Source organism: Mycolicibacterium sp. XJ662 (assembly GCF_053484035.1).
This window is the reverse complement of the sequence record NZ_JBEFTL010000001.1, coordinates 1,364,275-1,390,329: the sequence shown is the minus strand read 5'-3', so window position 1 is coordinate 1,390,329 and position 26,055 is coordinate 1,364,275. Positions and strand designations below refer to the sequence as shown.

25 protein-coding genes are annotated in these 26,055 nt (G+C 68.7%); 11 read left to right on the top strand and 14 right to left on the bottom strand.

Annotated elements, in window-relative coordinates; translation table 11 throughout:
• Positions 1–3 precede the first annotated feature (3 nt).
• From ABQE93_RS06535 to ABQE93_RS06515, 5 genes are read left to right on the top strand one after another with little or no spacing between them, the layout of a single operon-like run.
• Complete coding sequence (locus tag ABQE93_RS06535; protein ID WP_448406451.1) at positions 4–1,197, top strand: hypothetical protein; 1,194 nt, start codon at positions 4–6, stop codon at positions 1,195–1,197.
• Position 1,198: 1 nt separating this feature from the next.
• Positions 1,199–1,855: a DUF4129 domain-containing protein gene (locus tag ABQE93_RS06530; RefSeq protein WP_448406450.1), complete on the top strand. Its 657-nt coding sequence runs from the start codon at positions 1,199–1,201 to the stop codon at positions 1,853–1,855.
• Positions 1,852–2,997, top strand: coding sequence for a DUF4350 domain-containing protein (locus ABQE93_RS06525; protein WP_448406449.1), 1,146 nt, complete (start codon positions 1,852–1,854; stop codon positions 2,995–2,997). The genes ABQE93_RS06530 and ABQE93_RS06525 overlap by 4 nt, the downstream gene beginning before the upstream one ends.
• Positions 2,994–3,968, top strand: a complete 975-nt coding sequence (locus ABQE93_RS06520; protein ID WP_448406448.1) for an AAA family ATPase — start codon at positions 2,994–2,996, stop codon at positions 3,966–3,968. Before ABQE93_RS06525 ends, ABQE93_RS06520 begins: the two co-directional genes overlap by 4 nt.
• Positions 3,968–5,290, top strand: coding sequence for a DUF58 domain-containing protein (locus tag ABQE93_RS06515; RefSeq protein WP_448406447.1), 1,323 nt, complete (start codon positions 3,968–3,970; stop codon positions 5,288–5,290). Before ABQE93_RS06520 ends, ABQE93_RS06515 begins: the two co-directional genes overlap by 1 nt.
• An 87-nt stretch (positions 5,291–5,377) precedes the next feature.
• On the opposite strand, the gene ABQE93_RS06510 is transcribed toward ABQE93_RS06515, so the two are convergent.
• Positions 5,378–6,370 carry a stage II sporulation protein M gene (locus ABQE93_RS06510; RefSeq protein WP_448406446.1) on the bottom strand — a complete coding sequence of 331 codons (993 nt, stop codon included), beginning with the start codon at positions 6,368–6,370 and terminating at the stop codon, positions 5,378–5,380.
• Positions 6,371–6,399: 29 nt separating this feature from the next.
• Between ABQE93_RS06510 and ABQE93_RS06505 the strand changes: the two genes are divergently transcribed.
• On the top strand, positions 6,400–7,254 hold the full coding sequence (locus ABQE93_RS06505) for an RDD family protein (protein ID WP_448406444.1): 855 nt from the start codon (positions 6,400–6,402) through the stop codon (positions 7,252–7,254).
• 82 nt (positions 7,255–7,336) lie between these two features.
• Here the strand turns inward: ABQE93_RS06505 and ABQE93_RS06500 are convergent, their stop codons facing one another.
• Positions 7,337–8,662 carry a carotenoid oxygenase family protein gene (locus ABQE93_RS06500; RefSeq protein WP_448406443.1) on the bottom strand — a complete coding sequence of 442 codons (1,326 nt, stop codon included), beginning with the start codon at positions 8,660–8,662 and terminating at the stop codon, positions 7,337–7,339.
• A 78-nt stretch (positions 8,663–8,740) separates the two neighbouring features.
• Between ABQE93_RS06500 and ABQE93_RS06495 the strand changes: the two genes are divergently transcribed.
• Together ABQE93_RS06495 and ABQE93_RS06490 are read left to right on the top strand one after the other, a co-directional pair.
• Entirely contained in the window at positions 8,741–9,298 is a 558-nt protein-coding gene (locus ABQE93_RS06495) for a PadR family transcriptional regulator (protein ID WP_448406441.1), read from the top strand.
• Positions 9,299–9,301: 3 nt separating this feature from the next.
• Positions 9,302–10,138 (top strand): oxidoreductase, encoded by an 837-nt coding sequence (locus ABQE93_RS06490; protein ID WP_448406440.1) that lies wholly within the window; start codon positions 9,302–9,304, stop codon positions 10,136–10,138.
• Between the two features lie 45 nt (positions 10,139–10,183).
• Here the strand turns inward: ABQE93_RS06490 and glpK are convergent, their stop codons facing one another.
• Positions 10,184–11,701, bottom strand: coding sequence for a glycerol kinase GlpK (glpK, locus tag ABQE93_RS06485; protein ID WP_448406439.1), 1,518 nt, complete (start codon positions 11,699–11,701; stop codon positions 10,184–10,186).
• A 51-nt stretch (positions 11,702–11,752) separates the two neighbouring features.
• Between glpK and ABQE93_RS06480 the strand changes: the two genes are divergently transcribed.
• Entirely contained in the window at positions 11,753–12,523 is a 771-nt protein-coding gene (locus ABQE93_RS06480; RefSeq protein WP_448406438.1) for a class I SAM-dependent methyltransferase, read from the top strand.
• A 138-nt stretch (positions 12,524–12,661) separates the two neighbouring features.
• Here ABQE93_RS06480 and ABQE93_RS06475 read toward each other — a convergent pair whose 3' ends face one another.
• Together ABQE93_RS06475 and ABQE93_RS06470 are read right to left on the bottom strand one after the other, a co-directional pair.
• Complete coding sequence (locus ABQE93_RS06475) at positions 12,662–13,816, bottom strand: acyltransferase family protein (protein WP_448406437.1); 1,155 nt, start codon at positions 13,814–13,816, stop codon at positions 12,662–12,664.
• Between the two features lie 30 nt (positions 13,817–13,846).
• On the bottom strand, positions 13,847–14,650 hold the full coding sequence (locus ABQE93_RS06470; RefSeq protein ID WP_448406436.1) for an MBL fold metallo-hydrolase: 804 nt from the start codon (positions 14,648–14,650) through the stop codon (positions 13,847–13,849).
• Between the two features lie 90 nt (positions 14,651–14,740).
• On the opposite strand from ABQE93_RS06470, the gene ABQE93_RS06465 reads away from it, so the two are divergent.
• A complete protein-coding gene (locus ABQE93_RS06465) occupies positions 14,741–16,216 on the top strand; it encodes a glutamate-cysteine ligase family protein (RefSeq protein ID WP_448406435.1) in 1,476 nt (491 codons plus the stop codon).
• Here the strand turns inward: ABQE93_RS06465 and egtE are convergent.
• The 9 genes from egtE to ABQE93_RS06420 all read right to left on the bottom strand — a co-directional run bounded on the left by egtE (position 16,213) and on the right by ABQE93_RS06420 (position 24,702).
• Positions 16,213–17,337: an ergothioneine biosynthesis PLP-dependent enzyme EgtE gene (gene egtE, locus ABQE93_RS06460; RefSeq protein WP_448406434.1), complete on the bottom strand. Its 1,125-nt coding sequence runs from the start codon at positions 17,335–17,337 to the stop codon at positions 16,213–16,215. The genes ABQE93_RS06465 and egtE overlap by 4 nt on opposite strands.
• Entirely contained in the window at positions 17,334–18,299 is a 966-nt protein-coding gene (gene egtD / locus ABQE93_RS06455) for an L-histidine N(alpha)-methyltransferase (protein ID WP_448406433.1), read from the bottom strand. The genes egtE and egtD overlap by 4 nt, the downstream gene beginning before the upstream one ends.
• Entirely contained in the window at positions 18,296–19,003 is a 708-nt protein-coding gene (gene egtC / locus ABQE93_RS06450; protein ID WP_448406432.1) for an ergothioneine biosynthesis protein EgtC, read from the bottom strand. Before egtC ends, egtD begins: the two co-directional genes overlap by 4 nt.
• Positions 19,003–20,292, bottom strand: coding sequence for an ergothioneine biosynthesis protein EgtB (gene egtB / locus ABQE93_RS06445; protein ID WP_448406431.1), 1,290 nt, complete (start codon positions 20,290–20,292; stop codon positions 19,003–19,005). The genes egtC and egtB overlap by 1 nt, the downstream gene beginning before the upstream one ends.
• Positions 20,289–21,566, bottom strand: a complete 1,278-nt coding sequence (egtA, locus tag ABQE93_RS06440; protein WP_448406430.1) for an ergothioneine biosynthesis glutamate--cysteine ligase EgtA — start codon at positions 21,564–21,566, stop codon at positions 20,289–20,291. The genes egtB and egtA overlap by 4 nt, the downstream gene beginning before the upstream one ends.
• Before the next feature lie 113 nt (positions 21,567–21,679).
• Entirely contained in the window at positions 21,680–22,327 is a 648-nt protein-coding gene (locus tag ABQE93_RS06435; RefSeq protein ID WP_448406429.1) for a sensor domain-containing protein, read from the bottom strand.
• A complete protein-coding gene (locus ABQE93_RS06430) occupies positions 22,327–22,755 on the bottom strand; it encodes an organic hydroperoxide resistance protein (protein ID WP_448406428.1) in 429 nt (142 codons plus the stop codon). The genes ABQE93_RS06435 and ABQE93_RS06430 overlap by 1 nt, the downstream gene beginning before the upstream one ends.
• Before the next feature lie 53 nt (positions 22,756–22,808).
• A complete protein-coding gene (locus ABQE93_RS06425) occupies positions 22,809–24,269 on the bottom strand; it encodes a catalase (protein WP_448406427.1) in 1,461 nt (486 codons plus the stop codon).
• 121 nt (positions 24,270–24,390) lie between these two features.
• Positions 24,391–24,702: a hypothetical protein gene (locus tag ABQE93_RS06420; RefSeq protein WP_448406426.1), complete on the bottom strand. Its 312-nt coding sequence runs from the start codon at positions 24,700–24,702 to the stop codon at positions 24,391–24,393.
• Between the two features lie 125 nt (positions 24,703–24,827).
• On the opposite strand from ABQE93_RS06420, the gene ABQE93_RS06415 reads away from it, so the two are divergent.
• Positions 24,828–26,048 carry an oxygenase MpaB family protein gene (locus tag ABQE93_RS06415; RefSeq protein WP_448406425.1) on the top strand — a complete coding sequence of 407 codons (1,221 nt, stop codon included), beginning with the start codon at positions 24,828–24,830 and terminating at the stop codon, positions 26,046–26,048.
• Positions 26,049–26,055: the final 7 nt, after the last annotated feature.

Here is a 26,055-nt window from a genome sequence, read left to right as displayed (position 1 = left end):
GCCATGAGTACCGACGCCGGTGGGTTCGCCACGCCTGGGCCGCCGACGCCGGGTTACCCACCCGCCGGGTATCCGCCACCGGGCTATCCCCCGCCGGGTTATCCGCCACCGGGCTACCCGCCGCCGGGTTACGGTGGGCCGCCCGGATATCCGCCACCCGGTTACGGGCCACCGGGATACGGGCCGCCGGGTTACGGGCCGCCGGGTTATGGTGCGCCGCCGCCGCTCAAACCCGGCGTCATCCCGCTGCGGCCGCTGACCCTCGCCGACATCTTCAACGGCGCCATCACCTACATCCGGGCCAACCCCAAGGCCACTCTGGGTCTGACGACGGTGGTCGTGGTGATCACCCAACTGCTCGCCCTGGTGTTGTCAGTGGGTCCACTCGCCATCGCGGGGCAACTCGATCCGACCCTCAGCGGCGAAGAGGTGTCCACGGACGTGCTGCTCGGCTCGTCGTTGTCGAGCGTCGCCGGCGGCGTCGCGACGGGGCTGTCGGCGATCCTGCTGAGCGGTCTGCTCACCGTCGTCGTCGGCCGTGCGGTGTTCGGCGCAGGGATCACGATCGGCCAAGCGTGGCAACGTCTTCGGGGACGGCTATGGGCCCTGATCGGCTTCTCCGTGCTCGAAGTGCTCGGCGCGGTGTTGCTGGTGGCCGCGGTGGTGGGGCTCATCGTGTGGATCGGCTACGCGGCCGGCGGCGCGGCAGCGGTGGTGCTGGCCGTTCCGTTGGTGTTTGCCCTGATCGCGGTGCTGGTCTACCTCGGCACCATGCTGACCTTCGTACCGCCGATCATCGTGTTGGAGCGCCACGGCATCGTCGCGGCCGTGCTGCGGTCGTTCCGGTTGGTCAAACCAAACTTCTGGCGGGTGTTCGGCATCCGGTTGCTGGCCGCCGTCGTCGCGCAGATGATCGCGGTCGCGGTGTCGGTCCCGTTCAGCATCGGTGGCCAAATGCTGGTCATGGCCGCGTCATCCACGGTCATGGCGCTGGTGGCGCTGGCTGTGCTGACCGTCGGCAGCGCGATCGGCCAGATCATCACGGCGCCGTTCAGCGCCGGTGTGGTGGTGCTGCAGTACACCGACAGCCGGATCCGCACCGAGGCTTTCGACCTGGTGTTGCAGACCGGCGCCGGATACGGCCCCGGCGCCCCGCCCGAGTCGACCGACCATCTGTGGCTGACCGGCCAGAGCTGACGTGCCGACCATAGACATCGACCGCGATGCTGCCCACGAAGCCGCGGAACGCGAGCTGGCAAAGCCGATCTACCCCAAGGCATCTCTGACCGACCGGGTCGGCGACTGGTTCAACGATCTGCTGTACAGGCTGTTCAACGAGGCCGCGTCGGTACCGGGTGGCTGGCTGACGATCACCGTCCTCGCAGTGTTGGTCGCCGTGGCGCTGATCGTCGCGGTACGGGTACTTCGACGCACCATGCGTACCGCGCGGGGAGGCGAATACGCACTGCTTTCCGACCGTGATCGGAGCGCGGCCCAACATCGGCTCGCCGCGGAACAGGCTGCGGCGACACAGGATTGGGCTGCGGCCATCCGCCACCGGTTACGCGCCGTCGCGCGCCAGCTGGAGGAGTCGGCGGTCCTCGAACCCGTACCCGGCCGCACGGCCACCGAACTCGCCCGCGACGCGGGGCGCGCGCTGCCGAACCTCACCGACGAATTGCAAGCCGCCGCAACTGCTTTCAACGACGTCACCTACGGCGAGCGGCCCGGGACGGAGCCGGCCTACCGACAAGTTGTGGATCTCGATGACCAGCTCCGCCGGATCCAGCCGACGACCGACTCCGCCGGGACGGCCACGCCGGTGTCGCCAGGCGGATGGGCGGAAGTGCGATGACGGCCGCCGACACCGCGGTGGCGCCGACGGTGCGCCAACGGTTGCGCGGCGCCCGCTGGGTGGTGGTCGCGCTGATCGTCATCATCGGCGTCGCGCTGCTGACCACGTACCTGACCACACCGACACCCGGCGCCCGGATGGATCCGGCCTCCACATCGGCCGACGGCGCGCGCGCCCTGGTCAGCCTGGTTCGCGACCGCGGCGTCGAGGTCATCGAGGCATCCGACATCGCCGCGGTCGAAGCCGCCGCCAGACCCGACACCTTGGTGGTGGTGGTTCAGACCTATTTCCTCATCAACGAGGACATCATGCACCGGTTGGCAGCGCTTCCGGGTGATCGTCTTGTGGTGCAACCGATATCGCGCACCCGTGAGATTCTGGCAGCGGAGGTCAAGCGCAGCGGAACGACGGACTACGGCAACGACGCACCGGACTGCGACCTGCGCGAGGCCACCCGCGCCGGGTCAGTGCAGTTCGGCATGAGCGATGCCTTCGAGGCGGCCGGCGACGTTCCGGTGACCCGCTGCTACGGCGGCGCGTTGGTGCGCTACACCGATGACAGCCGCGACATCACCGTCGTCAGCACCGCCGACTTCATGACCAACTCGGAGCTGCTCAAGGAGGGCAACGCCGCGTTGGCGATGAACCTCGTCGGCACCAATCCCCGGATGATCTGGTACGCGCCGCAGCAGCCCGAAGGCGAATCAGACGGTGCCGCGTCGCTTTTCGACATGATCCCCGACCGGGTGAATTGGATCGTCTTACAACTGTGCCTGGTCGTGGTGCTGCTCGCGATTTGGCGCGGCCGGCGCATCGGGCCGTTGGTCGCCGAGAAGCTGCCCGTAGTGGTGCGCGCGTCGGAGACCGTCGAGGGCCGCGGTCGGCTGTACCGGTCCACGCGCTCACGCGACCGCGCCGCCGAAGCGTTGCGGACGGCCGCCGTGCAGCGGATGTCGCCGCGGCTGGGCCTCGGGCCCGGCGCCGACCAAGCTGCCGTCGTTCAATCGGTGGCCGAACGCTGCGGGCAGCCACCGCAATCGGTGGCCTACACGCTTTTCGGCCCGCCGCCGGCCGACGACACCCAATTGGTAAACCTCGCCCGTGAACTCGACAACATCGAAAGGCAGGTCGCACAGTCGTGACTCAGCCAGCTAGCCCGACAGCCGCATCGGAACAGGCGCGAAACGCGTTGCTGGAACTGCGCACAGAGATCGCCAAAGCCGTTGTCGGGCAAGATGCCGTCGTCAGCGGCTTGGTGATCGCGCTGCTGTGCCGCGGCCACGTGCTGCTCGAAGGCGTACCCGGCGTTGCCAAGACGCTCCTGGTGCGCACGTTGGCGTCGGCGTTGCAACTCGACTTCAAACGCGTCCAGTTCACCCCGGACCTGATGCCCGGTGACGTCACCGGATCCCTGGTCTACGATGCCCGCACCGCGGAGTTCGAGTTCCATTCGGGGCCGGTGTTCACCAACCTGTTGCTGGCCGACGAAATCAACCGGACCCCGCCCAAGACCCAGGCCGCACTGCTGGAGGCCATGGAGGAACGTCAGGTCAGCGTCGAGGGCGAGGCGCGGCCGCTGCCCGATCCGTTCATCGTCGCGGCCACGCAGAACCCCATCGAATACGAGGGCACCTACCAGTTGCCCGAAGCCCAACTCGACCGGTTCCTGCTCAAGCTCAACGTTCCGCTGCCCGGCCGTGAGCAGGAGATCTCGATCCTGGACCGACACGCCCGCGGTTTCGATCCCCGCGACCTGTCGGCGGTGCGGCCGGTCGCCGGCGCCGCTGATCTGCGCGCCGGACGCGAAGCGGTGCAGCAGGTGCTGGTGGCCGACGAAGTGCTCGGCTACATCGTCGACATCGCCGCGGCCACACGGCATTCGCCGTCGCTTCAGCTCGGGGTGTCGCCGCGCGGGACGACGGCGTTGTTGGCGACTGCCCGGTCGTGGGCCTGGCTGTCCGGGCGCAACTACGTGACGCCCGATGACGTCAAGGCGATGTCCCGTTCGACGCTGCGCCACCGGATCCAGCTGCGTCCGGAGGCCGAGCTCGAGGGCGCGACCCCCGACGGTGTGCTCGACGGCATCCTGGCGGCCGTGCCGGTACCGCGCTAGTGGTCCTCACCGGCCGCGCCGGCCTGGTCGCGCTTCTCTTCGTGCTGCCGATCGCGGTATCACCGTGGCCGGCAGCCACTTTCGCACTGCTGCTGGCGGTACTCGTCGTGGCGGTGGGCGCCGATGTCGCGTTGGCCGTGAGCCCGCGACGGCTGCGATTCGAACGGTCCGGTGATACGGCGGCGCGGTTGGGCCAGTCGGTGGACGCCACCTTGCTGGTCGAAAACCTCAACGGCCGTCGACTGCGCGGGGCGATCCGCGACGCGTGGCCCCCGAGCGGACGGGCCCAGCCCCGCACTCATTCCGTCGATATCGCGGCGGAGCAAGGGGTTCGGGTTTCGACGACACTGTCGCCGGTGCGCCGCGGTGATCAGCGTTCGGACCTGGTCACCGCGCGTTCCGTGGGCCCGCTCGGGTTGGCGGGCAGGCAGAGTTCGCACCGGGTGCCGTGGGAGATCCGGATCCTGCCGCCGTTCTTGTCGCGCAAACACCTGCCGTCGCGGTTGGCCCGGCTGCGCGAGCTGGAAGGCAACACCCCGGTGCTGATCCGCGGCCAGGGCACCGAGTTCGACTCGCTGCGTGAGTATGTCATCGGCGACGACGTCCGGTCGATCGACTGGCGCGCCACCGCCCGCCGCGGCGACGTGGTCGTGCGCACCTGGCGCCCCGAGCGCGACCAGCGGGTGGTCATCGTGCTCGACACCGGACGCACGTCGGCCGGTCGCGTCGGGGTGGATCCGACCGCAAACGATCCTGCGGGATGGCCTCGGCTGGACTGGTTCATGGATGCCGCGCTCCTGCTGGCGGCGCTGGCGTCGCGGGCCGGTGACCACGTGGACTTCCTGGCCCACGACCGGGTGACCCGCGCGGGGGTGTTCAACGCGTCGCGCACGGAACTGCTCGCCCAGCTGGTCGAGGCGATGGCGCCCCTGGAGCCCGCCCTGGTCGAATCCGACGCCCGGGCAATGGTTTCCGCGGTGCAGCGACGGGTCCGTCGCCGCGCCTTCGTGGTGTTGTTGACCGACCTCAACGCCTCAGCGCTCGACGAGGGCCTGATGGGCATCCTGCCGCAGTTGTCGGCCAAGCATGAGGTGCTGCTGGCCTCCGTGGCCGACCCCCGGGTGGAGAAGCTGGCCGACGGGCGCGCCGACGCCGCGCAGGTGTACGACGCGGCCGCGGCCGAACGGTCCCGCAACGCCCGCCGGTCGATCGCCGCCCGGCTGCGGCGCACGGGCGTCGACGTCGTCGACGCGCCCCCCGAGGATCTGGCGCCGGCGCTGGCCGACCACTATCTGGCGATGAAGGCCGCCGGCCGGCTCTAGCCCGTTTGGCCGGCGAGCAGACGCAGAAGGTTGCGCTCCGTCGCCAAATGACACCCTTCTGTGTCTGCTCGCGCAAGGAACGGGACCCTAGCGGATGGGTACGACGTCGGGGGCGTCCTCGAGGTCACCGGTCTCCCCGGCCCGCACCGCCTTGCGGCCGAAGTACACGATGTAGGCCAGAAACGCGACTTCGACGGCCACCCCGACCGCGATACGGGCGAACGTCGGCAACGGCGACGGCGTCACCACCGCCTCGACCACGCCGGCGACCAGGAACACCGCGACCAGACCGACTGCCGCGGCCCCGACGGCGCGGCCCTGTTCGGCCAGTACCTGCGACCGCGGCCGGTTGCCCGGCGCCACCACCGACCAACCCAGCCGCATCCCGACGGCGGCCGCCAGAAACACCGCGGTGAGCTCGATCAACCCGTGCGGCGTGATGAGGCCGAGGAAGATGTCGCCCTTGCCCGCACCGAACATCAGGCCCGCGCCGATCCCCAGATTGGCGGCGTTCTGAAACAAGATGTAAGGGATCGGGATGCCGAGCAGAACGGCAAAAGCTATGCACTGCACGGCAATCCAGGCGTTGTTCACCCACACCTGCAGTGCGAACGAGCCGGCGGGATTCTCGCTGTAGTACGACGCGAAGTCGTTGTTGACCAGTTGCTCGATCTCGCTGGGCGTTCCGATGGTGGCCCGCACTTCGGGGCTGCCGGCCACCCAGATGGCGATCACCGCGGCGACGATCAAAAAGGCCACCGCGCTGGCCAGCCACCAGCGCCACGACCGGTATGCCACCACGGGAAACGAGACGGTCCAGAACCGCGCAAACTCCCGCCACAGCGGCGCGTGCGCACCGGTCACCACCGACCGGGCCCGCGCCACCAGCCCCGACAGCCGCCCGATCAGCACCGCATCGTTGGACGCGGTGCGCACCATCGACAGATGGGTCGACACTCGCTGGTAGAGGTCGACCAGTTCGTCGACCTCGGCGCCGGTCAGCTTCCGGCGCCGCTTGACCAGCTGCTCGAGCCGGGCCCAGGTCGGGCGGTGCGTCTGCACGAACGCGTCGACATCCACACCCGCGAATCCTAGTAGCGTTGGTGCCTATGGCCAGCCCGCAACAACCCGTCGTCGTCACCGGCGACGCCGTGGTTCTGGATGTTCAGATCGCCCAGCTACCGGTTCGCGTCGCGTCGGCGCTCATCGATCTGACCGTGGTGTTGATCTTCTACATCACCGGGGTGGTGTTGTGGGCCACGACGCTGGACCAGTTCGATCCGGCGTTGTCGGGCGCGGTGCTGATCATCTTCACCGTGCTCGCGCTGGTGGGCTACCCGCTGGTCTGGGAGACGACGACGCGCGGTCGGTCGCTGGGCAAGTTGGTGATGGGGCTGCGGGTGGTGTCTGAGGACGGCGGGCCGGAACGCTTTCGCCAGGCGCTGTTTCGCGCGTTGGCCGGGGTGATCGAAATCTGGATGCTCACCGGCGGACCTGCGGTGATCTGCAGCCTGTTGTCGCCCAAGGGGAAGCGCATCGGTGACATTTTCGCGGGCACCGTGGTGATCAGCGAACGCGCGCCGCGGCTGGCGCCGCCGCCGATGATGCCACCGCAGCTGGCATGGTGGGCGTCGTCGCTGCAGCTGTCCGGACTGCGGCCCGAACAGGCCGAGCTGGCCCGCCAATTCCTGAGCCGCGCATCGCAATTGAACCCCGCCGTGCGCGACCAGATGGCCTACCGGATCGCCGGTGAGGTCGTCGCGCAGATCTCGCCGCCACCACCGCCCGGCACTCCCCCGCAGCTGGTGCTGGCCGCGGTGCTGGCCGAACGGCATCGTCGTGAGCTCGCCAGGCTGCAGCCGAACGCTGCCGCCGCGCAACCGCAGTGGCCGGGCTCCGGACCGCCAGCCCCGCTTGCGCCGCCGTCGTCGCCTGGCACCGGCGGGCTGACCCCGCCCGGCTAGCGCGCCGCGAACGTTCCTTACCACTCGAAGATTCCGCGATTTGTCGAGCGGTAAGGAACGTTCGGCACTCGCCTGGCTCAAGTCAGGCGCTGATCCAGTTTCCGTGGAAGCCGAACGGAACCCGCTGCGGCATTTGGATCCTGGCGACGGGCGGGCCGGCGAAATCGTATGCGTCGATGATGACGAGGTCGCTGCCGTCGCGCGCCGGATCGTAGACGTAGCCGAGATACCATCCGCTGCTCTCGTCGGCTGGCCCCGACGTCGACGGCACGAACACCGCCTCACCGGGCACACCGGGCGACGCGGCGGTGCCGAACCCATGCTCGACGGCGTCGCCGGTGCTCAGGTCGTAGCGCACCAGCCGGTCGTCGCCGACGGAGACCGAGTAGCGGGCGGGCAGCGTGGCCAGCCGGTCGTCGATGCGCGGGAACTCCACGTCCCGGTCGTCGAGCTGGCGCTCCGTGACCGTGCCGGTCGACAGGTCGACGCTCCAGCTCCACAGCACGCCCTCGACGTCGAACCCGCCGCTGTCACGCCACAACTCGGGATAGCGCACCGCAGCCAACTCGATACGGTCACCGGTGTCATAGGCGTTGGCGACGTGGAACACGTAGCAGGGGTCGATGTCGAACCACCGCACCTCGCCGAACGGGTCGTCGCGGCGCAGCACCCCGAAGCGCGCACCGTAGTCGTCGTCCCAGCGGTAGGGCATATCGGCTTCGGCCTTCAACGCGATGTCGAGGTCGAACACGATCGGCAAATCCAGAAACACCACGTACTTCGCGGTCACCGCGAAGTCGTGCATCATCGTCAACGCCGGCACGTCCAGCGGCCGGTTGACCGTCAACTCACCGTCGGCGTCAACGCGGTGATAGGTGACGTGTGGGGCGAAGATGTTGCCGTAACCGAAGAAGTGCATCTCCCCGGTGGTCGGGCAGATCTTCGGATGAGCGGTCATCGAGTCGACCAGCTTGCCGCCGAAATCGTAGGCCCCCAACGTTTTCAGGTCGTTGCTGATCTCGTAGGGCAGCGACGACTCGACGAGCGCCAGCGTCTTGCCCGCATGGTTGACCACATGGGTGTTGGCGACGCTGGAGCGCAGGTTGCGGGTGCCGTTGGCGTTGTAGAGCGGAAAGTCGTTCTCGAAACTGTCGGTCCGCACCCAGCGGTTGCGGTACCAGGCCGCGCGGCCGCCCTCGATCCGCACACCGTGGATCATGCCGTCGCCGACGAACCAGTGGGCGGTGGCCTGCCGCGGATTGGGTCCGTTGCGCAGGTACCAACCGTCGAGCTCGGTCGGGATCGTGCCTTCCACAGGCAGGTCGAACTCGGTGAGTTCATCGGCGACGGGGGCGTAGTTGCCCCGCATAAAGAACTGGTCGGTCGAGGTCTCCGAGGTTTCGGTCATCTGCATCTCCTAACGCGTGACAGGGAAACACTGACATGTCTGTAGTGACATGTCAATAGTGGAGGTATCATCGCTTGCGTGAGCCTCCGGATTGCGGCGTTGGGGCTGCTGGCCCAACGGCCTGGCAGCGGGTATGACCTGCTGCGACTCTTCGAAGAGTCGATGGCCAACGTGTGGCCGGCCACCCAGAGCCAGCTGTACGGCGAGCTCAACAAGCTCGCCGGCGCTGGGCTGATCGAGGTCTCCGACATCGGCCCGCGCGGGCGCAAGGAGTACCGCATCACCGACGCCGGCCGCGAGGAGTTGCGCCGGTGGGTGACCAACCCGCAGGACGATCCGCCGTTTCGCAGCGCGGGGCTGCTGCGGGTGTTCTTGCTCGGCGAGATCCCACCGGACCAGGCCCGCGCGCAGTTGACCGCGCTGGCCGAAAACGCCGCCGCCGAGATCAAGCGGCTCGAAGCCCTTCGCGACTCCGTCGAATGGAGCGACGACGACGGGTCGTTCTACTCGCATGCGGCCCTCGAATACGGCCTGCGCTCCCACGAGATGCAAGAGCAGTGGGCGCGGTCGGTGATCGAGGCGTTGGATCGACGGGGCATCGCTGAGACGCCGCCGGGGCCGGCGGTGTACCCATAAAGGATGCAAACCTTCCCGCTGGGCTCATTCCATGTCGGACGCGTCGGCTTCGGCGCGATGCAACTTCCCGGGCCGGGAGTGCTCGGTCCGCCGCGTGACCGCGAGCAGGCGTTGGCCGTGCTGCGATGCGCAATCGAGTTGGGCATCAACCACATCGACACCGCGCAGTTCTACGGTCCCGATGTGGCCAATGAGCTGATCCGCGAGGCGCTGCACCCCTACCCTGCCGACCTCGCTCTGGTCAGCAAGGTCGGCGCGCGTCGTGACGACGCTGGGGCGTGGCTTCCCGCGCAGCAGCCCGACGAGTTGCGTGCCGACCTCGAGCAGAACCTCGCAACGCTGGACACCGACCGCCTCGCGGCGGTCAACCTGCGCGTGCACGACCTCCAAACCGATTCCGGCTCAGGGGCGCCAGTGAACCGGGAACTGTTCACCCGGCAGCTCGACGCGATGGTCACCGCGCGTGACGAGGGCTTGATCGGCGGAATCGGGTTGAGCAGCATCACAACTGAGCACCTACAGATCGCGCTCGACCACACCGAGATCGTGTGCGTGCAGAACCCGTACAACTACGTCGACCGCACCTCGCAGCCGGTGCTCGACGCCTGCACCGAGCGCGGCATCGCGTTCGTGTCGTTCTTCACGCTGGGCTCGGGGTTCTTCGCCGACAATCCCGTGCTGGGCCATCCGGACATCCAGCGCGAGGCCGAGCGGCTCGGTTGCTCACCCGCGCAGGCCGCGCTGCGGTGGGCGCTGTCGGTCGCGCCGAACGTGTTGGTGATCCCGGGTACGTCGTCGGTGCGCCACCTCGAACAGAACACGGCCGTCGCCACCATGTGATTTCGATGCGCGAACGTGCGCTGAGCGCATGTCAGCGCACCGAAATCACTCGACGTCGACCCAGTCCAGCGTGCGTTGCACCGCCTTCTGCCAGCCCGCGTACCCGTCGGCGCGCTGTTCGTCGCTCCATGCGGGCGTCCAGCGCTTGTCCTCGTGCCAGTTGGACCGCAGATCATCGGTGTTCTCCCAGAACCCGACGGCCAGACCGGCGGCGTAGGCCGCGCCCAGCGCCGTCGTCTCGGCGATGACGGGTTTGACGACGTCCACGCCGAGCACGTCGGCCTGGATCTGCATGCACAGATCGTTGGCGGTGACGCCGCCGTCGACCTTGAGCACCTCCATGTGCACGCCGGAGTCGGCTTCCATCGCGTCGACGACGTCGCGGCTCTGGTAGCAGATCGCCTCGAGCGTCGCGCGGGCCAGATGGGCGTTGGTGTTGTAGCGCGACAACCCGACGATCGCGCCGCGCGCGTCCGAACGCCAGTACGGCGCGAACAATCCCGAAAAGGCGGGCACGAAATACACGCCGCCGTTGTCTTCCACCTGGCGGGCCAGCGATTCACTCTGCGCGGCGCCGCTGATGATGCCGAGCTGGTCGCGCAGCCATTGCACCGCGGAACCGGTGACGGCGATCGAACCCTCCAGCGCATAAACGGGTTTGGCGTCACCGAACTGGTAGCACAGCGTGGTCAGCAGCCCGTTCTCGGAGCGCACGATCTTCTCGCCGGTGTTGAGCAGCAGGAAATTGCCTGTGCCATAGGTGTTCTTGGCCTCACCGGCCTCGAGGCAGACCTGCCCGACCATGGCGGCCTGCTGGTCGCCGAGGATGCCGGTCAGCGGCACCTGGCCGGCGAGCGGGCCGTCGTCGCGGGTGATCCCGAACGACTCCGGACACGACGACGGCTGGATCTTCGGCAGCATCTGCCGAGGAATCCCGAAGAACGACAACAGTTCATCGTCCCAGTCCAGGGTTTCCAGGTTCATCAGCATGGTGCGGCTGGCGTTGGTCACATCGGTGGCGTGTATGCCGCCGCGGGTACCGCCGGTGAGGTTCCACAGCACCCAGGTGTCGGGGGTGCCGAACAACGCGTCGCCGTTCTCGGCGTCGCGGCGTACCCCGTCGACGTTGTCGAGGATCCACTGCACCTTGCCGCCGGAGAAGTACGTGGCGGGCGGCAGGCCCGCCTTGCGCCGGATCACGTCGCCGCGACCGTCGCGCTCCAGGGCCGAGGCGATGCGGTCGGTGCGGGTGTCCTGCCACACGATCGCGTTGTAATACGGCCGCCCGGTCCGCCGGTTCCACACCAGCGCCGTCTCGCGCTGGTTGGTGACGCCCAGCGCGGCCAGGTCGGTGGCAGACAGGTTGGTGTTGTTCAGCGCCGACATGATGACCGCTGCCGTGCGTTCCCAGATCTCGACGGGGTTGTGCTCGACCCAACCTGACTTGGGCAGGATCTGCTCGTGCTCGAGCTGATGGCGGCCGATCTCGGCGCCGCCGTGGTCGAAGATCATGCAGCGGGTACTGGTGGTGCCCTGGTCGATAGCGGCGACAAAGTCGGCCAACGTCGTGCTCCTCTCACTCCACCTGGTTGAGGACGGTCGCAATCGTCCATCATGGTCTACATGACCCGTTCAGTCGCCGACATCGCGCGCATGCCTCGTGGCGGACCGGACGCGTCGTGTGTAGATCGTCTGCTGCAGACTGACCGGCTGGAATATCTCGACCGCGACACCGGCGAAGACGCCGCGGGTCAGGCGCGGAAGCGCGCGATCGTCCGGTCGTTGGAGTGGGTAGGCGAATTCTTCGGCGAGACCGAGCATTTCGCGCGTCTGGTGCTCGACGAAGTGGCCGACGTCCCCGACCCGAAGATCCTGGAGCTCGGAGCCGGACACGGTGCGCTGGCACGCAAGCTGCTCGACTGGCACCCCACCGCCGAGCTGACCGTCACCGACGTCGACGCCGCGTCGGTGGCCGCGATGACGACCGGTGAGCTGGGCGCGCACCCGCGCGCGTCGGTGCGCCGGTTGGACGCCACCGCCATCGATGCGCCCGACCGCCACTTCGACCTGGCGGTGTTCGCCTTGTCGTTTCATCACCTCTCGCCGCCGCAGGCGGCGCTGGCCTTCTCAGAAGGCACCCGCGTGGCGGACAAACTGCTGATCATCGACTTGCCTCGGCCGCCGTCGCCGCTGCACTTGCTGCGGCTCGCGGTGATGCTGCCGCTCGCCCCGGTGGTCCCGTTCCTGCACGACGGCGTGATCAGCTCGTTGCGCTCGTACAGCCCGTCGGCGCTACGCGCTCTGGCGACGCATGCCGACCCCGCGATCGACGTAGAACTGCGCGGCGGGTTGATGAGCCCGCAGGTGGTGGTCGCCCGCCGGTGAACGCCTGCGCTCGACGTAGAGGCCGACCACCGCATGCAGGATGTCGTACACCTGCGGGTGTGCCGCGATGTAGGTCAACACTGCCCGTCGCACTGTAGTCACAACTAGGTAATTCCCGACGAGAGGCGGTTTAAACGGTCAGCGTCGGACCCGAGGCCTGGTCAGCCGGTGCAGCAGCCACGCAACCGGGATCGTGAACGCCAGCGTCGCGGCGAACAGCCCCGTCACCGAGCCGGTATAGACCGGCCAGCGCAGCACCGAAACCATCACGATCTCCATCACCACCACGTGCACCAGGAAGATCTCGTAGGAGATCTCGCCCAGCCATACCATCACCCTGCTGCCCAACATCCGCTCATACCAGCCCTTTCGCGGCCCACGGAGTCCCAGCGGCGCGACCACCAGGGTGGCGATCACCGCGTAGAACACCACCTTCGCGATGTCCTCACTCAAACCCAGTGCGGGGGCGTCGGTTTCGCCGGCGATCGGAGTCGCCACGATCAGGTAGGCCGCCAGCGCCACCGGCAGCGCCGCCGCGGCGTAGCATCGAACGCCGCTCTGCGCCAACACCGCAAGCGCCATCCCGCCGACGAACCAGATTAGGTAGTGCGGCAGCCACAGCCCTGCCCCGTTGGGCAGCCAGTCGCTGGTGTGCATCACCAGCAGCCACAGCGGGCTGACGGCACCCAGTACGGCCAGGCCCACCAACAGCATTCGGGGTCGCCACTGCCGTCGGCACAGCACCACCAGCAGCAGGTACGCGAGCAGCGGCAGCGCCGCATAAAACGCCACTTCGACGGCCAGGCTCCACATCTGGGTCAGGCCCTGATGCATGTAGGCGGTCAGGTAGTTGCCGCTGTAGATCTGGGTCAGGGTCAGGTTGCGGATCAGGCCGTGCCAGGTGTGGCCGGGGTTGGGCGCGATCTCGCGGAACTCATACAGGAGGTAGGCGATCAGCACCGTCACCACGTAGGCCGGCATGATGCGCCGCACCCGGCTGCGGGCATAGCGGGTCACCGACGGTGCGGCAGTGCCCGCCGCGGCGGCGCGCACCCACCCGCCGAAAAGCAGAAACCCCGAGAGCACGAAGAAGATCGCGACGCCGATCTCCATGCGCGCGAACACCAGCCCGACGTATCCGCGGTTGTAGGTGCCGGTTCCGTAGGCGGCGTGGGTGCCCATGACCAGCAGCGCCGCCACCGCGCGCACGCCGGTGAGCGAGGCGACCCGGTCGACGGTGGATACCTGCTCCAGCCCACCCTGGTCGACGTCGTCGGCTGCCGGCCCGCTCACCCGGCCAGTATGCGGCCTGGGTAGGCGTTCTCAGATCGTGACGCTCTCCCCGCGGACCACCTCGATGACCCGCTCGGCGAGCCCGCGTCGTGTCATCTCGGCGAGAAAATCCGAAAGCGGTGAGGCGAACACCCCGTAGTCGTTGAAGTGGATGGGGATCACGCGCGGCAGGTTCAACCGTTCGGCCAGGGCGGTGCCGCGCCGGCCGTCCATCGTGACCGTCAGCCCGAACGGCAGGTGCCTGCCGAACGGCAACCGGGTCCCGCCCAGGTGCAGCAAGCCGGCGTCGACGTCGGGGAAGCGCCGGGGTATCTCGTCGAGTTCCTCGATCACCAGGGTGTCCCCGGAGACGTAGAGCCGCCGCGTCGGCTCGCCGGGCGTGCTCGCTTCGATCATCGAGCCCATCACCGGAGGCAGCGCCCGGTGGATCGGGGCTGGCCCGTGCCGTCCCGGCAACGACGTCACGGTGACCGTCGTGACGCCCTTGCTGATGGTGTGGTTGTCCCACGTCGCCATGGGCTGCGCTCGCCCGAACCCGCGCCGAACCAGCCGTTTGGCGGCGTGCGGGGTGGTCAGGATCGGCAGCGCGCGGTCCAGCTGCGCTTGCGCGACGCGGTCCCAGTGGTCGCCGTGCATATGCGAGAGCACCACCGCGTCCAGCGGCGGCAGGTCGGCGATATCCAGCGCCGGATCATGCAGTCGCTTGGACAGCAACCCGTATCCGAGGTAGGCGTGTTGGCCGGCGTGCAGGAAGTTGGGGTCGGTCAGCAGCGTGACACCGCCGGCGGTGATCAGCGTGGTGGCGTTGCCGATGAAGGTGACGGTGATGTCCACGACCCTGGGCTACCCCGCACGACGGCGTTCACGCGTGGTTTGTGGTCGGGTTACTTGCGCAAGCGTCACCGACGCTGAAGCATCGGCGGTGTGGGCGAACAACTGAAGCAGACCGAGTTCAGCCGCGCGCACCGGCGCGAGTACCGGCGCAAGGTGCAGCAGTGCCTCGACGTGTTCGAAACCATGCTCAACCAATCCAGCTTCGAGTTCGAGCGGCCGCTGACCGGCATGGAGATCGAGTGCAACCTGGTCGACGACGCGTATCAGCCCGCCATGACCAACCAGGAAGTGCTCGAGGCGATCGCCGACCCGGCGTACCAGACCGAATTAGGCGCCTACAACATCGAATTCAACGTTCCACCGCGGCGGCTGCCCGGCCGGGCGGCGCTCGAGCTGGAGAACGACGTGCGGGTTAGCCTCAACGCCGCCGAGGCCAAGGCCAATGACCACGACGCGCACATCGTGATGGTCGGCATCCTGCCCACGCTGATGCCCGAGCATCTGTCGGGCCGGTGGATGAGCGAATCGACGCGCTACCAAGCGCTCAACGATTCCATCTTCACCGCCCGCGGCGAGGACATCCTCATCGACATCACCGGCCCGGAACGATTGAGCTTGCAGACCGAGTCGATCGCCCCGGAGTCCGCGTGCACCAGCATGCAACTGCACCTTCAGGTTTCGCCTGCGGACTTCGCGCAGAACTGGAACGCCGCCCAGGTGCTGGCCGGCCCGCAGCTTGCGCTGGGCGCCAACTCCCCGTACTTCTTCGGCCACCAGCTGTGGTCCGAGACCCGCATCGAGTTGTTCATGCAGGCCACCGACACCCGCCCCGACGAGCTGAAGGCGCAGGGGGTGCGGCCGCGGGTGTGGTTCGGCGAGCGGTGGATCACCTCGATCTTCGACCTGTTCGAGGAGAACGTGCGCTACTTCCCGTCGCTGCTGCCCGAGCTGAGCGACGAGGACCCGGCCCGCGAACTCGCCGAAGGCCGCACCCCGCGGCTGGCCGAACTGCGTCTGCACAACGGCACCATCTACCGCTGGAACCGTCCGGTCTACGACGTGGTGCACGGCCGCCCGCACCTGCGGGTGGAGAACCGGGTGCTGCCCGCGGGGCCGACCGTCGTCGACATGATGGCCAACGCCGCGTTCTACTACGGCGCGTTACGTACGCTCTCCGAAGAGGACCGGCCGCTGTGGACCAAGATGAGTTTTGCTGCGGCCCAACACAATTTCCTGGAGGCGGCACGCAACGGCATGGACGCCCGGCTGTACTGGCCCGGGATGGGTGAGGTGACACCCGACGAGCTGGTATTGCGTCAACTGCTGCCGATGGCCGATGAGGGGCTGCGCCGCTGGCAGGTGGCCGGTGAGGTCCGCGACCGCTACCTCGGGGTGATCGAGGGCCGCGCCAAGACGGGCCGCAACGGGTCGACCTGGCAGGTGGCCACGGTGAAGGCGCTTCAGGAGCGCGGGCTCAGCCGCCCGAACGCGCTGGCCGAGATGTTGCGGCTGTACTGCGAGCGCATGCACAGCAACGAGCCTGTGCACACCTGGGACCAGCCTTAGGCCTCGGCGGTCGCGGCGGTCAGCGCCTCGGCGAACTGTGCCAACTCCTCGGGTGCGGCGTCGACGTGCGGGGAGGCCCGCAGCACCGGCGTGGTCAGCTCGAACGGCGCGCGCTGCGCGTCCGCGTAGGTGGTGACGATGCCCCGCTGCGCGATCAGCCAGGCCCGCACCTTCTGCGGATCGGCGCCGTCGGTGGGGGCCAGCGTGGTGATCGCGGTGGGTTCGTCGAGCGATTCGACCACCCGCCAGCCGTCGACGCCGGCCAACGCCTGCCGCGTCCACCGTCCGACCTCGGCCAACCGGTCGCGCACGTGCTGCGGTCCCGCCGCGAGATGCTCCCCCACCGCGAGCGAAAACCCAACGCGGGCAGCAAGGTTGGCCTCACCGTGCTCGAGGCGCTGGGTCTCGGTCAGCGGCAGGCCCCAGCTCGGCGGCGGCAGCCGGGGCTGTAACCGCTGCGCCAGTTCGGGTTCGATGGCCAGCACGCCGACACCGCGCGGTCCGGCGAGCCATTTGCGCGACGCGCTGTAAATTGCCGCGGGGCGCACGGCACAGTCGAGGTGCCCGAGCGCCTGGGCGGCGTCGACGACCAACGGGAGACCGAGGTTGCGGCACACGTCGGCCAAAGCGGTCAGCGGCTGCGCGACACCGCGGTGACTGGCGAGCGGGGTCAGGTGCACGACGGCGGGCGGATCGGCGCGAAGTTGGCGGGCGGCGGCGTCGACGTCGAGGCGCCCGGCGGCGTCGGCGGGCAGGACCCGCACGTCAAAGCCGTTGGCGGCCATGATCGCCAGGTTGGGCCCGTACTCACCGGGCAGGCACGCGAGCGTGCGCTTCCCGGTCCAGCTGGACAGCAGCAGATCCAGAGCGTGGTTGGCGCCGGTGGTGAACACGACATGGTCGGCGGGCAGCCCGGTCAGGGCGGCGACGGCGGCGCGGCCGGCGTCCAGCACCGGCGCGGCCGCCTCGGCGGCGACGTATCCGCCGACCTCGGCCTCGTGGCGTGCGTGCTGTGCGGCGGCGTCGATGACCCCGAAGCTCTGCCGCGAGCACGCCGCGCTGTCCAGGTGCAGGCCGGCGACCTTGGGCCGCGCCGACCGCCACTGCTCGGCGAGGCTCATGTGCTCGCCAGGGACAGGCCGAAGTCGCCTGCGGGATCGGTCCACCACCGGGCGCGCCGCAACCCGGCGGCAGCCAGCTCCGCGGCGACCCCGTCGGGGCGGAACTTGCACGACACCTCGGTCAACATTTCTTCACCGTCGGCGAAGGCGACCGTCAGGTCCAGGTCGCGCACGTGTACGCGCTGCGCACCGCGGGCGCGCAGCCACATCTCGATGCGTTCCTCGGCGACGTTCCACATGGCGACGTGCTCGAACGCGTCGAGGTCGAAGTCGGCGCCGAGTTCACGGTTGATGACCGCGAGCACGTTGCGGTTGAAACGCGCCGTCACACCAGCGCTGTCGTCGTAGGCGCGCACCAGACGTCGCGCGTCTTTCACCAGATCGGTGCCCAGCAACAGGCTGTCGCCGGGCCGCATCGTCTGCGCCAGCGCGGCCAGAAACCGCGCCCGCGGTTGCGGGGTCAGGTTGCCGATCGTCGAGCCGAGGAAGGCGATCAGCCGCCGGCCGACCCGCGGGATCTCGGCGAGGTGCTCTTCGAAGTCGCCGCACACCGCATCGACCTCGACGCCCGGGTACTCCCGCTGGATCGCCTCCCCCGCGGCGTTGAGCACACCGGCGTCCACGTCGAACGGGATGAACCGCCGAAGGGTTCCGTTGTCGCGCAACGCATCCAAAAGCACGCGGGTCTTCTCGGAGGTGCCGCTGCCCAGCTCCACCAGGGTGTCGGCCGCTGAGGCTTCGGCGATCTCGGCGGATCGGCTGCGCAGGATCTGCGCCTCGGTGCGGGTCGGGTAGTACTCGGGCAGCCGGGTGATCTGGTCGAACAGGTCGCTGCCGACCGAGTCGTAGAACCATTTGGGCGGCAACGTCTTCGGGGTCTGCGTCAGGCCGGCAAGCACATCACGGCGCAGCGCCTGCGCGGCCGAGTTGGCCGGCAGGTGGTTGGACAGCGAGACGGTCATGACGGTCCTTTCAACGGGATCAGCTCGACCTGCGAGCGGCCGACGACCGATATCAGATGCCGGTCCGGCAGCTCCCGCCACCGCGGGTCGTCGTCGTAGGGTTCGCTGGCAAGTACGGTGCCGTCGGCTCTGCTCAACACCGACAGGGTGTCGCCCCATGTGGTGGCGACCATGCGGGATCCGTTGGCGGCCAGGATGTTCAGCCGTGCGTCGGGGTCGGCGGCGCCGATTTCCACGATGGTCTCGGCGAGCCGGTCGAGGCCGCGGTCGAAGATCAGCGCCGCCAGCAGCGCGCTGTCGTTGGCGGACTCGGCGTGCCGCGAGGGCGGCAGCACGGCCCGGTCGACGAGGCCGTTGTGCGACAGCAGCCACTGGCCGTCGGTGAACGGCGCCGACGCCGACGCCTCGATCGGCATGCCGATGCTGGCCGAGCGCACGGCAGCCACGATGCAGCCGCCGCGCAGCGCTGGCGCCACCGACGCGAACGACGCGTCGCCCCACAGCGGCGTGGCGCTGCGCCACCGCCGCGGGATGTCGTCGGGCACATCCGAGGAGAAGAACCCGACGCCCCACCCGTCGGCGTTCATCAGGCCGTGCTTCTGGCGGCGCGGCGCATACGACTGCACCACAAGGCCGTTGGCGGGTTCTGACATCAACGACGCCACCGACACCGGGTCGCCGAGCCAGCCCAGATGCCGGCACATCAGTTGGCGTCCCAGGCCAGCCGCACACCGGAGAAGATCTGGCGCCGGATCGGATGGTCCCAGTTGCGGAAGCTGGGCCGCAGGATGTTGGGCGCCACCGCCCATGACCCGCCGCGCAGCACCTTGTAGTCCCCAGCCCCAACACCTGAGAAGAACGGTTGTGAATAGCGCTCGTAGATCATCGGAGTGAAACCCGGCCACGGCCGCAACGGCGACGTGGTCCACTCCCACACGTCGCCGAGCATCTGTTCGGCGCCGTAGGGCGACGCGCCCGCGGGGTACGCCCCGACCGGTGCGGGCCGCAGCGCGTCGCCGCCGAGGTTGGCCAGGTGCGCCGTCGGCGCCGACGCGCCCCACGGGTAGCGGCGCCGCGCACCCGCCGCGGGATCCCACGCGCAGGCTTTCTCCCACTCGATCTCGGTGGGCAGCCGCGCGCCCGCCCACGCCGCGTACGCCTCGGCCTCGAAGTAGGTGACGTGCTGGACGGGTTCGTCGGCGACGATGTCCTCGACGTGGCCGAACCGGGTCCGGGTGTCGTCGGGGTTCCAAAACTGGGGTGCTTCCAGCCCGGCCTGCATGCGGTGCGCCCAGCCGGCCTGCGACCACCACCGCGGCTGGTGGTAGCCGCCGTCGTCGATGAACTGTCGCCACTCGCCGTTGGTGACCGGGACCCGGCCGATGCGAAACGCCGGGATGTCGACGACGTGGGCGGGACGCTCGTTGTCCAGCGAGTGCGGTTCGGTGGCCGCGTCGACGCCGAGCACGAACTCGCCGCCCGCCACCAGCACCGAGGTGCCCGCCACCCCGGGGCGACCGGCGGGCAGCGCCGCGCCGCCGTCGAGCAGCGGCGGACCGACGCGCAAGTTCAACGCCTGCAGCATGGTCTCGTCGTGCTGGTTCTCGTGGCTGATCACCAGGCCGAAGTTGAACACCGAACCGTCGTCGGGCAGCGCGTCGAGCATGTCGAACGCCTTGTCGCGCACGGTGCGGCAGTAGGCGCGCGCGTCGGTCGGCGGTAGCAGCGGCAGGTCGGCGCGGCCGGCGCGGGGATGGACGAACGCGTCGTAGAGCCGCTCCACCTCGGGGGTCAGCAGACCCGGCCGGTCGGGGTTCCCGTCACGCAGCAGCCACAGCTCTTCCTGCTGGCCGATGTGGGCGAGGTCCCACACCAGCGGGCTCATCAGCGGGTGGTACTGGCGGGCGACTTCGGCGTCGTCGAAATCGACCAGCCGCAGCGTGCGGTCTCTGGCGGCGGCCAGTTCACCCGCGAGTTGTTCGCGAACCTTCACGTCTCCCCTCGGGCCAGTTGCGAAACGGCGGGTGCGATCCCGTACCGGACCGCCCGGTCGGCGAAATCGTCGGCCGGACACCGTCCCTGTTCGACCGAACGCACCAGCCGCGTCATCGATTCCTCGAGCTCGCGCGGTGCCCGTTCGGCCGCGGCCGTCACGCACCGGAGCGCGGCGTGCTGCAGCCGTCGATCACCGAGGCCCTGTTGCGCAGCACGGTCCCACGCGGTGGCGACGGGTTCGGTGGCCTCCGCGGCGACGTCGGCGGCCGCGGGGTCGTCGAGCAGCGTGACGAGCGTGAACACCACGGCCGGCCAGATGGCGTCGGGCACGCTGTCGAGGTAGCGGATCTCCAGCCAACCGCGCGGGCGCACCGGCGGGAACAGCGTGGTCAGGTGGTAGTCGAGGTCGGCCTCGGTGGGTTTGCGGCCGCCGAGCGGCACTCGCCCGTCGGCCCATTCGGCGAACGGCACCCATTCGATGACCGGGACGACGTTCGGGGTGGTCAGCAGCATCACCGGCGCCTTGAGCGCATAGCGCGCCCAGTCGCTGGCGGGATCGTCGCCGCTCTCGCCGAGCACCGGGCCGCAGCGCGCGGAGTCCAGCTGGCTCCACACCCGTTGCCGCGCCGAGCGCCAGCCGCAGAACTTTCCACCCAGCAGCGGGGAGTTGGCGGCGACGGCGATCATGGTCGGCCCCAGCGCATGCGCGAGGCGCACCCGGTCGGCCCAGCCGGCGCGCGGTCCGGCGTCGACGTTGATCTGCACCGACGCCGTCGACGTCATCATCTCCGCGCCGGCGGCACCGGTGCGGCTGGCGTGAAAGAACGTCTCCATGGCGGCGTAGCGGGCACCGGGGTTGACCCGTCGGGCGGGTCGAAGCGGGTCGGCGCCGAGCAGCACCAGCCCGAACCCCGCGCGGGCGAAGGCGTCGCGCAGCACCGCGCGGTCGGCCGTCATCGCGGAAATGGCCGCCATCGGGCCGTCGCAGGGCGGGCCGGACAGTTCGACGGCGCCGCCGGGTTCCACGGTCACCCGGCTGCCGCCGGGCAGCGGCGGCAGGTCGGCGAGAACGTCGCTCAGCTCAGCCCAGCTCGGCCGTCGCATCGGATCGGTCAGGTCGAAGCAGTGCGCCTCGATCTCCAGCCCGACCCGCCCCACGGGGCCGTCGTTCAGGCAGTTGCCGCCGACGTGCAGCGCGGCGCTGTACGCGCTGGAGAGTTCGCGGGACTCGATGCGTGCGTCGTCGACCTCGGACGTGATGGTGACAGCCATTTCCCATCCCCTTCCGGGTCCGGCGCGATCGCGGCGTTCAAACCATCTTGAAGGAGACCTCCGACAAAACCCGAGCCCTTTTTCGTGAAGTGTGGGTTAAGCCGGCGCCGAGATTATTGGCCGAGCGTGTTCTGCATGGCCCCGGCCAGCACGTTCACCGCGGGACCACCGTTGCCGGACTGGCAGACTTTCGCTTGCAGCAAAACGTTTTCCCGCTTGCGGGTGGTGACGAAGCAGCGCCGGTCGGTGCCGGCCTCCTGTTTGACCCAGTCGGCTTCGGTCGCGGTGGTCGGCCCGCCGGTGAACGTCCACACCTGGGTGGTGAAGTTGTCCAGGTGCATCGCGGTGGTCTGCCCGTCGCAGCCGACGGTGCGGTCCACGACGCGGCGGAACGCGCGCTCGGCGGCGTCGGTGTTGGCGTAGACCCCGACGGCCTGTTTGACGAAGTGGCTCTGGTCGTCCGGCGCGGTCTGGGTCACCGCACCGTTGAACGACGCCAGGTCGGGGTCGGCGTAGACGTCAGGCAGCCCGATGTCGGCCCAGTTGTTGCAGGCGGGGTTGTCGACGTAGAAGGACTGCAACGGATCGGAGTAGGTCCACTCGAACCGCATCGTGGCACCGACGATGTTGCCGACCGAGCCCTTGGGCAGCACCGCGTAGTTGACCACTCCCGGGTCCGACGGGCGGGCGGCAGCTTCACCGGCCGGCGCCGCCAGCGTCAGACCCACGAGGGCGACGCCGGCAGCGGCGGCGATCCGCATCAGACCTTCGCCGACAGCTTGACGTCGATGTTGCCTCGGGTGGCCTTGGAGTACGGGCACACCTGATGCGCCTTGTTCATCAGGTCGTCGGCGCCGCTCTGGTCGAGGCCGGGTAGGTAGCCGATGAGGTGGGCGTTGATCGCGAAGCCGCCGTCGGCGTCCTTGCCGAACCCGACCTGCGCGGTGATCGCGGTCGCATCGTCGAGGTTGATGTCGTTGTTCTTGGCCACCAACCGCAGCGCCCCGAGGAAGCAGGCGGCGTAACCGGCCGAGAACAACTCCTCGGGGTTGGTGCCTTCGCCGCTGCCGCCCATTTCCTTCGGGTGATTGGTGTTCAGGTCGATCTTGCCGGTCGACGACTTCACGTGGCCCTCGCGGCCGCCACCGGTTGCAGTTGATTCCTGGGTGAATACGACTTCGATGCTCATGGCTCCGATCATGCCAGCCAGGCCATGAACGGCAAGACGCCCCTCTGGATTGACTAGCCGCCGGCTCCGTTCTGCTTGGCCCGCACGCCCTCTTCGACCTTCTTGCCCAGATCGGGGTCGACGTTGCGCCAGTACTCGAAGACCCGCGACAGCACCGGCTCGCGGACGCCATCCGACACATGCCCGATGATGTTGTGCGCCAAGCGTTCCCGCGCCTCGTCATCGAGCACCTCGCGGACCAGCGTCCCGGCCTGTCCCCAGTCGTCATCGTCGGGTCGCATGGTGTAGGCCATGCGCACCATGTCGCCGTCGGATGCCCAGTGCGCCTCGGCGGCACGCTTCGCGTCGGCCGCCGGGCCGCCCATCGAGTTCGGTGCGTACACCGGGTCGGGCACGTTGCGGATGCGCATCGCGCCGTCCTTGGAGTACGCGCGCACATCGTTCTTGGGTTCGTTGACCGGTATCTGCTTGTAGTTCACCCCGAGCCGGGCGCGGTGCGCGTCGGCGTAGGAGAACCCGCGGGCCAGCAGCATCTTGTCGGGGCTGAGCCCGGTGCCGGGCACGAGAGCGTTCGGCTCGAACGCCAGCTGCTCCATCTCCGTGTGGAAGTCGGTGACGTTGCGGTTCAGCGTCATCTTGCCGACTTCGTGCAGCGGGTAGTCGCCGTGCGGCCACACCTTGGTCAGGTCGAACGGGTTGAACCGGTAGGTCTTGGCCTCCTCGAACGGCATGATCTGCACGTGCAACGTCCAGCTGGGGAAGTTGCCGTCCTCGATCGAGGTGAAGAGGTCGCGCTGGTGGTAATCGCTGTCTTCGCCGGCGATGCGGTCGGCGTCCTCCTGGGTGAGGAAATCGATGCCCTGGTCGGTCTTGAAGTGGTACTTCACCCAGAACAACTCGCCGGCGTCGTTGAGCCAGCTGTAGGTGTGGCTGGAGTAGCCGTTCATATGCCGCCAGGTTTTCGGGATCCCGCGATCTCCCATCAACCAGGTGACCTGGTGGGCGGTTTCGGGTGACAGCGACCAGAAATCCCACTGCATGTTGTGATCGCGCAGGTTGTTGGCCTGCAGTCGCTTCTGGCTGCGGATGAAGTGCTGGAACTTCATCGGGTCACGCATGAAGAACACCGGGGTGTTGTTGCAGACGAGGTCGAAGATGCCGTCATCGGTGTAGAACTTCAGCGCGAAGCCGCGCGGATCGCGCCAGGTGTCCGGGCTGCCACGCTCGCCGGCGACGGTGGAGAACCGCGCGATCATCTCGGTCTTGGCACCCGGCTGCAGGAAGGCCGCTTTGGTGAACTTACTGACGTCGTGGGTCACCTCGAATTGACCGAACGCACCACCGCCCTTCGCGTGCGGCTGTCGTTCCGGGATGCGTTCCCGGTTGAAGTTGGCCATCTGCTCGATCAGGTAGTGATCCTGCAGCAGAATCGGGCCGTCCGGACCGACCGTGAGCGAGTGCTCGAGACTGGGGGCAGGGTTGCCCGCGTCGTTGGTCGTGTAGTTCTCCGTCATCTAGCTCATCTCCTTGGGGCTGGCGGCGTGCGGCTGAGCCGCCTAGGAAGCGGATTCCCCCATTGTGGACTGGTTTCAAACTTCTTGTGCCAGCTTGACGGAACGCTCGTTCGGGGTGACGTCAGGGGCGCGGCGCAGGCGTCGTCGGCGCATCGGGAGCCTGCGTCGGCGCGATCGGACCTTCGGGTCCGAACGGCCCGCGGGGTCCCATCGGAAACATCGGGCCGCGGTGGAACATCTCCGTACCGCGGTCGTGGTGGTGACCCCTGTGGTCGCCGCCGGAGCGGGCGCCGAGGACGAAGCCGGAGAAGAAGACCACGGCGACGATGAACACGACGCCGGCGATGATGCCGACGACGGCGGCCGCAGAGGTGAGCCGGTTGCGCCGCGGCGGAACGGGGGTGGTCGGGGTTTCGGGTGCGGGTTCGCTCATGACGTCGATCATCGCGCCGCCGCTTTGATTGCGGCTGAGAATCGGCTGTGAGTGCTTTTGACAACGGCGCGGCGGACGGTTTGACTATAAGCGTTGTCAAAGTGCGCACCGAAGGGAAAGTGGCGATGAGCAGGCCAATCCCGACCCGTCATCCGGACCGGCCCCGGCCGGTACCCGCGACCATCCGGCTGATGGCCCAGGCGATGCGCATCAGCGCGCCGACCGAGCAGCAGTGGCGCAGGCTCGGTGAGCGGTTGACGGTCGGCGACGAGCCGATGGACCGCCTCGTCGCGTGGATGTCCTCCGCGGGCCTGAAGGAGACGCGTCCGCTCTTCGACCGCGCGCTGGCATCGGGCATCGACGCGGTGCCCGACGCGCCCGAACCGCTGGTGGGGTTCTTCCGAGAGGTCGAGACGGTTCCGTCGTGGGTCGACCGCACGATGTTGGAGCGCGGTCAGCGGGCGTTGCGCCGCGGTGGCGCCGACGGGATGTACATCGCCCGCGACGTGTCGCTGCTGGGCGGCTATCAGTTCTCCGGTTTCAACAAGACGCTGCTGCGCACTGGCGCGTTGGAGAAGGGGTCCAACAAGCGTTTCGCCGAGACCATGCAGTGGGCGATGGACGTCATCGCCGAAGGCGGCCTGCAGGTGCTGGGGTCGGGTTATCAGGCCACGCTGCGGGTGCGGTTCATTCATTCGTTGGTGCGCAGGCACGTCGGCGCGATGCCGGATTGGCGCGCCGACGAATGGGGTGTGCCGGTGAACCAGACCGACATGGCGGCGACGCTCGTCGGGGCGCTGGTCGCGCCGGCGGTGGGTGTGGCCGGTATGGGAGTTGTGTTGCGGCCCAAAGACTATGCTGCCGTCGCACACCTGACACGCTACGTCGGCTGGCTGATGGGCGTTGAGGACGAGTGGCTGCCGCGCGACTTCCGCGACAGCATCCGGGTGCTGTACCACACGCTGGGCGCGTTGGCCGAGCCCGACGAATCGTCCAAACAGTTGGCGATGCCCATGGTCGACGACCCGCTGATCTGGCACTACGACACCGTCCCGGCCATCCGGCGGCGTATCGCACGCGCACAACATCTTTCGGTCACCAGCAGCTTCCTGGGTCCGCGCACCATGGAGGCGCTGGGTCTGCCGCGCTGGGTGCCGCCGTGGTATCCGCTGCTGCGCCTGCCGGTGAACCTGGCCCGCAGCGCGGCCGCCGTCGTTCGGCCCGACGGCATCGCCCGCGCCGCCGCGCGTGGTGACCGTGAGCAGAAGGCGTTGATGCGCACGATCATCGGCGACACCGGCGCCACGATCGGCGAGTCCGCATCACACGTCGGCAGCGTCGCCTGATCCGGGA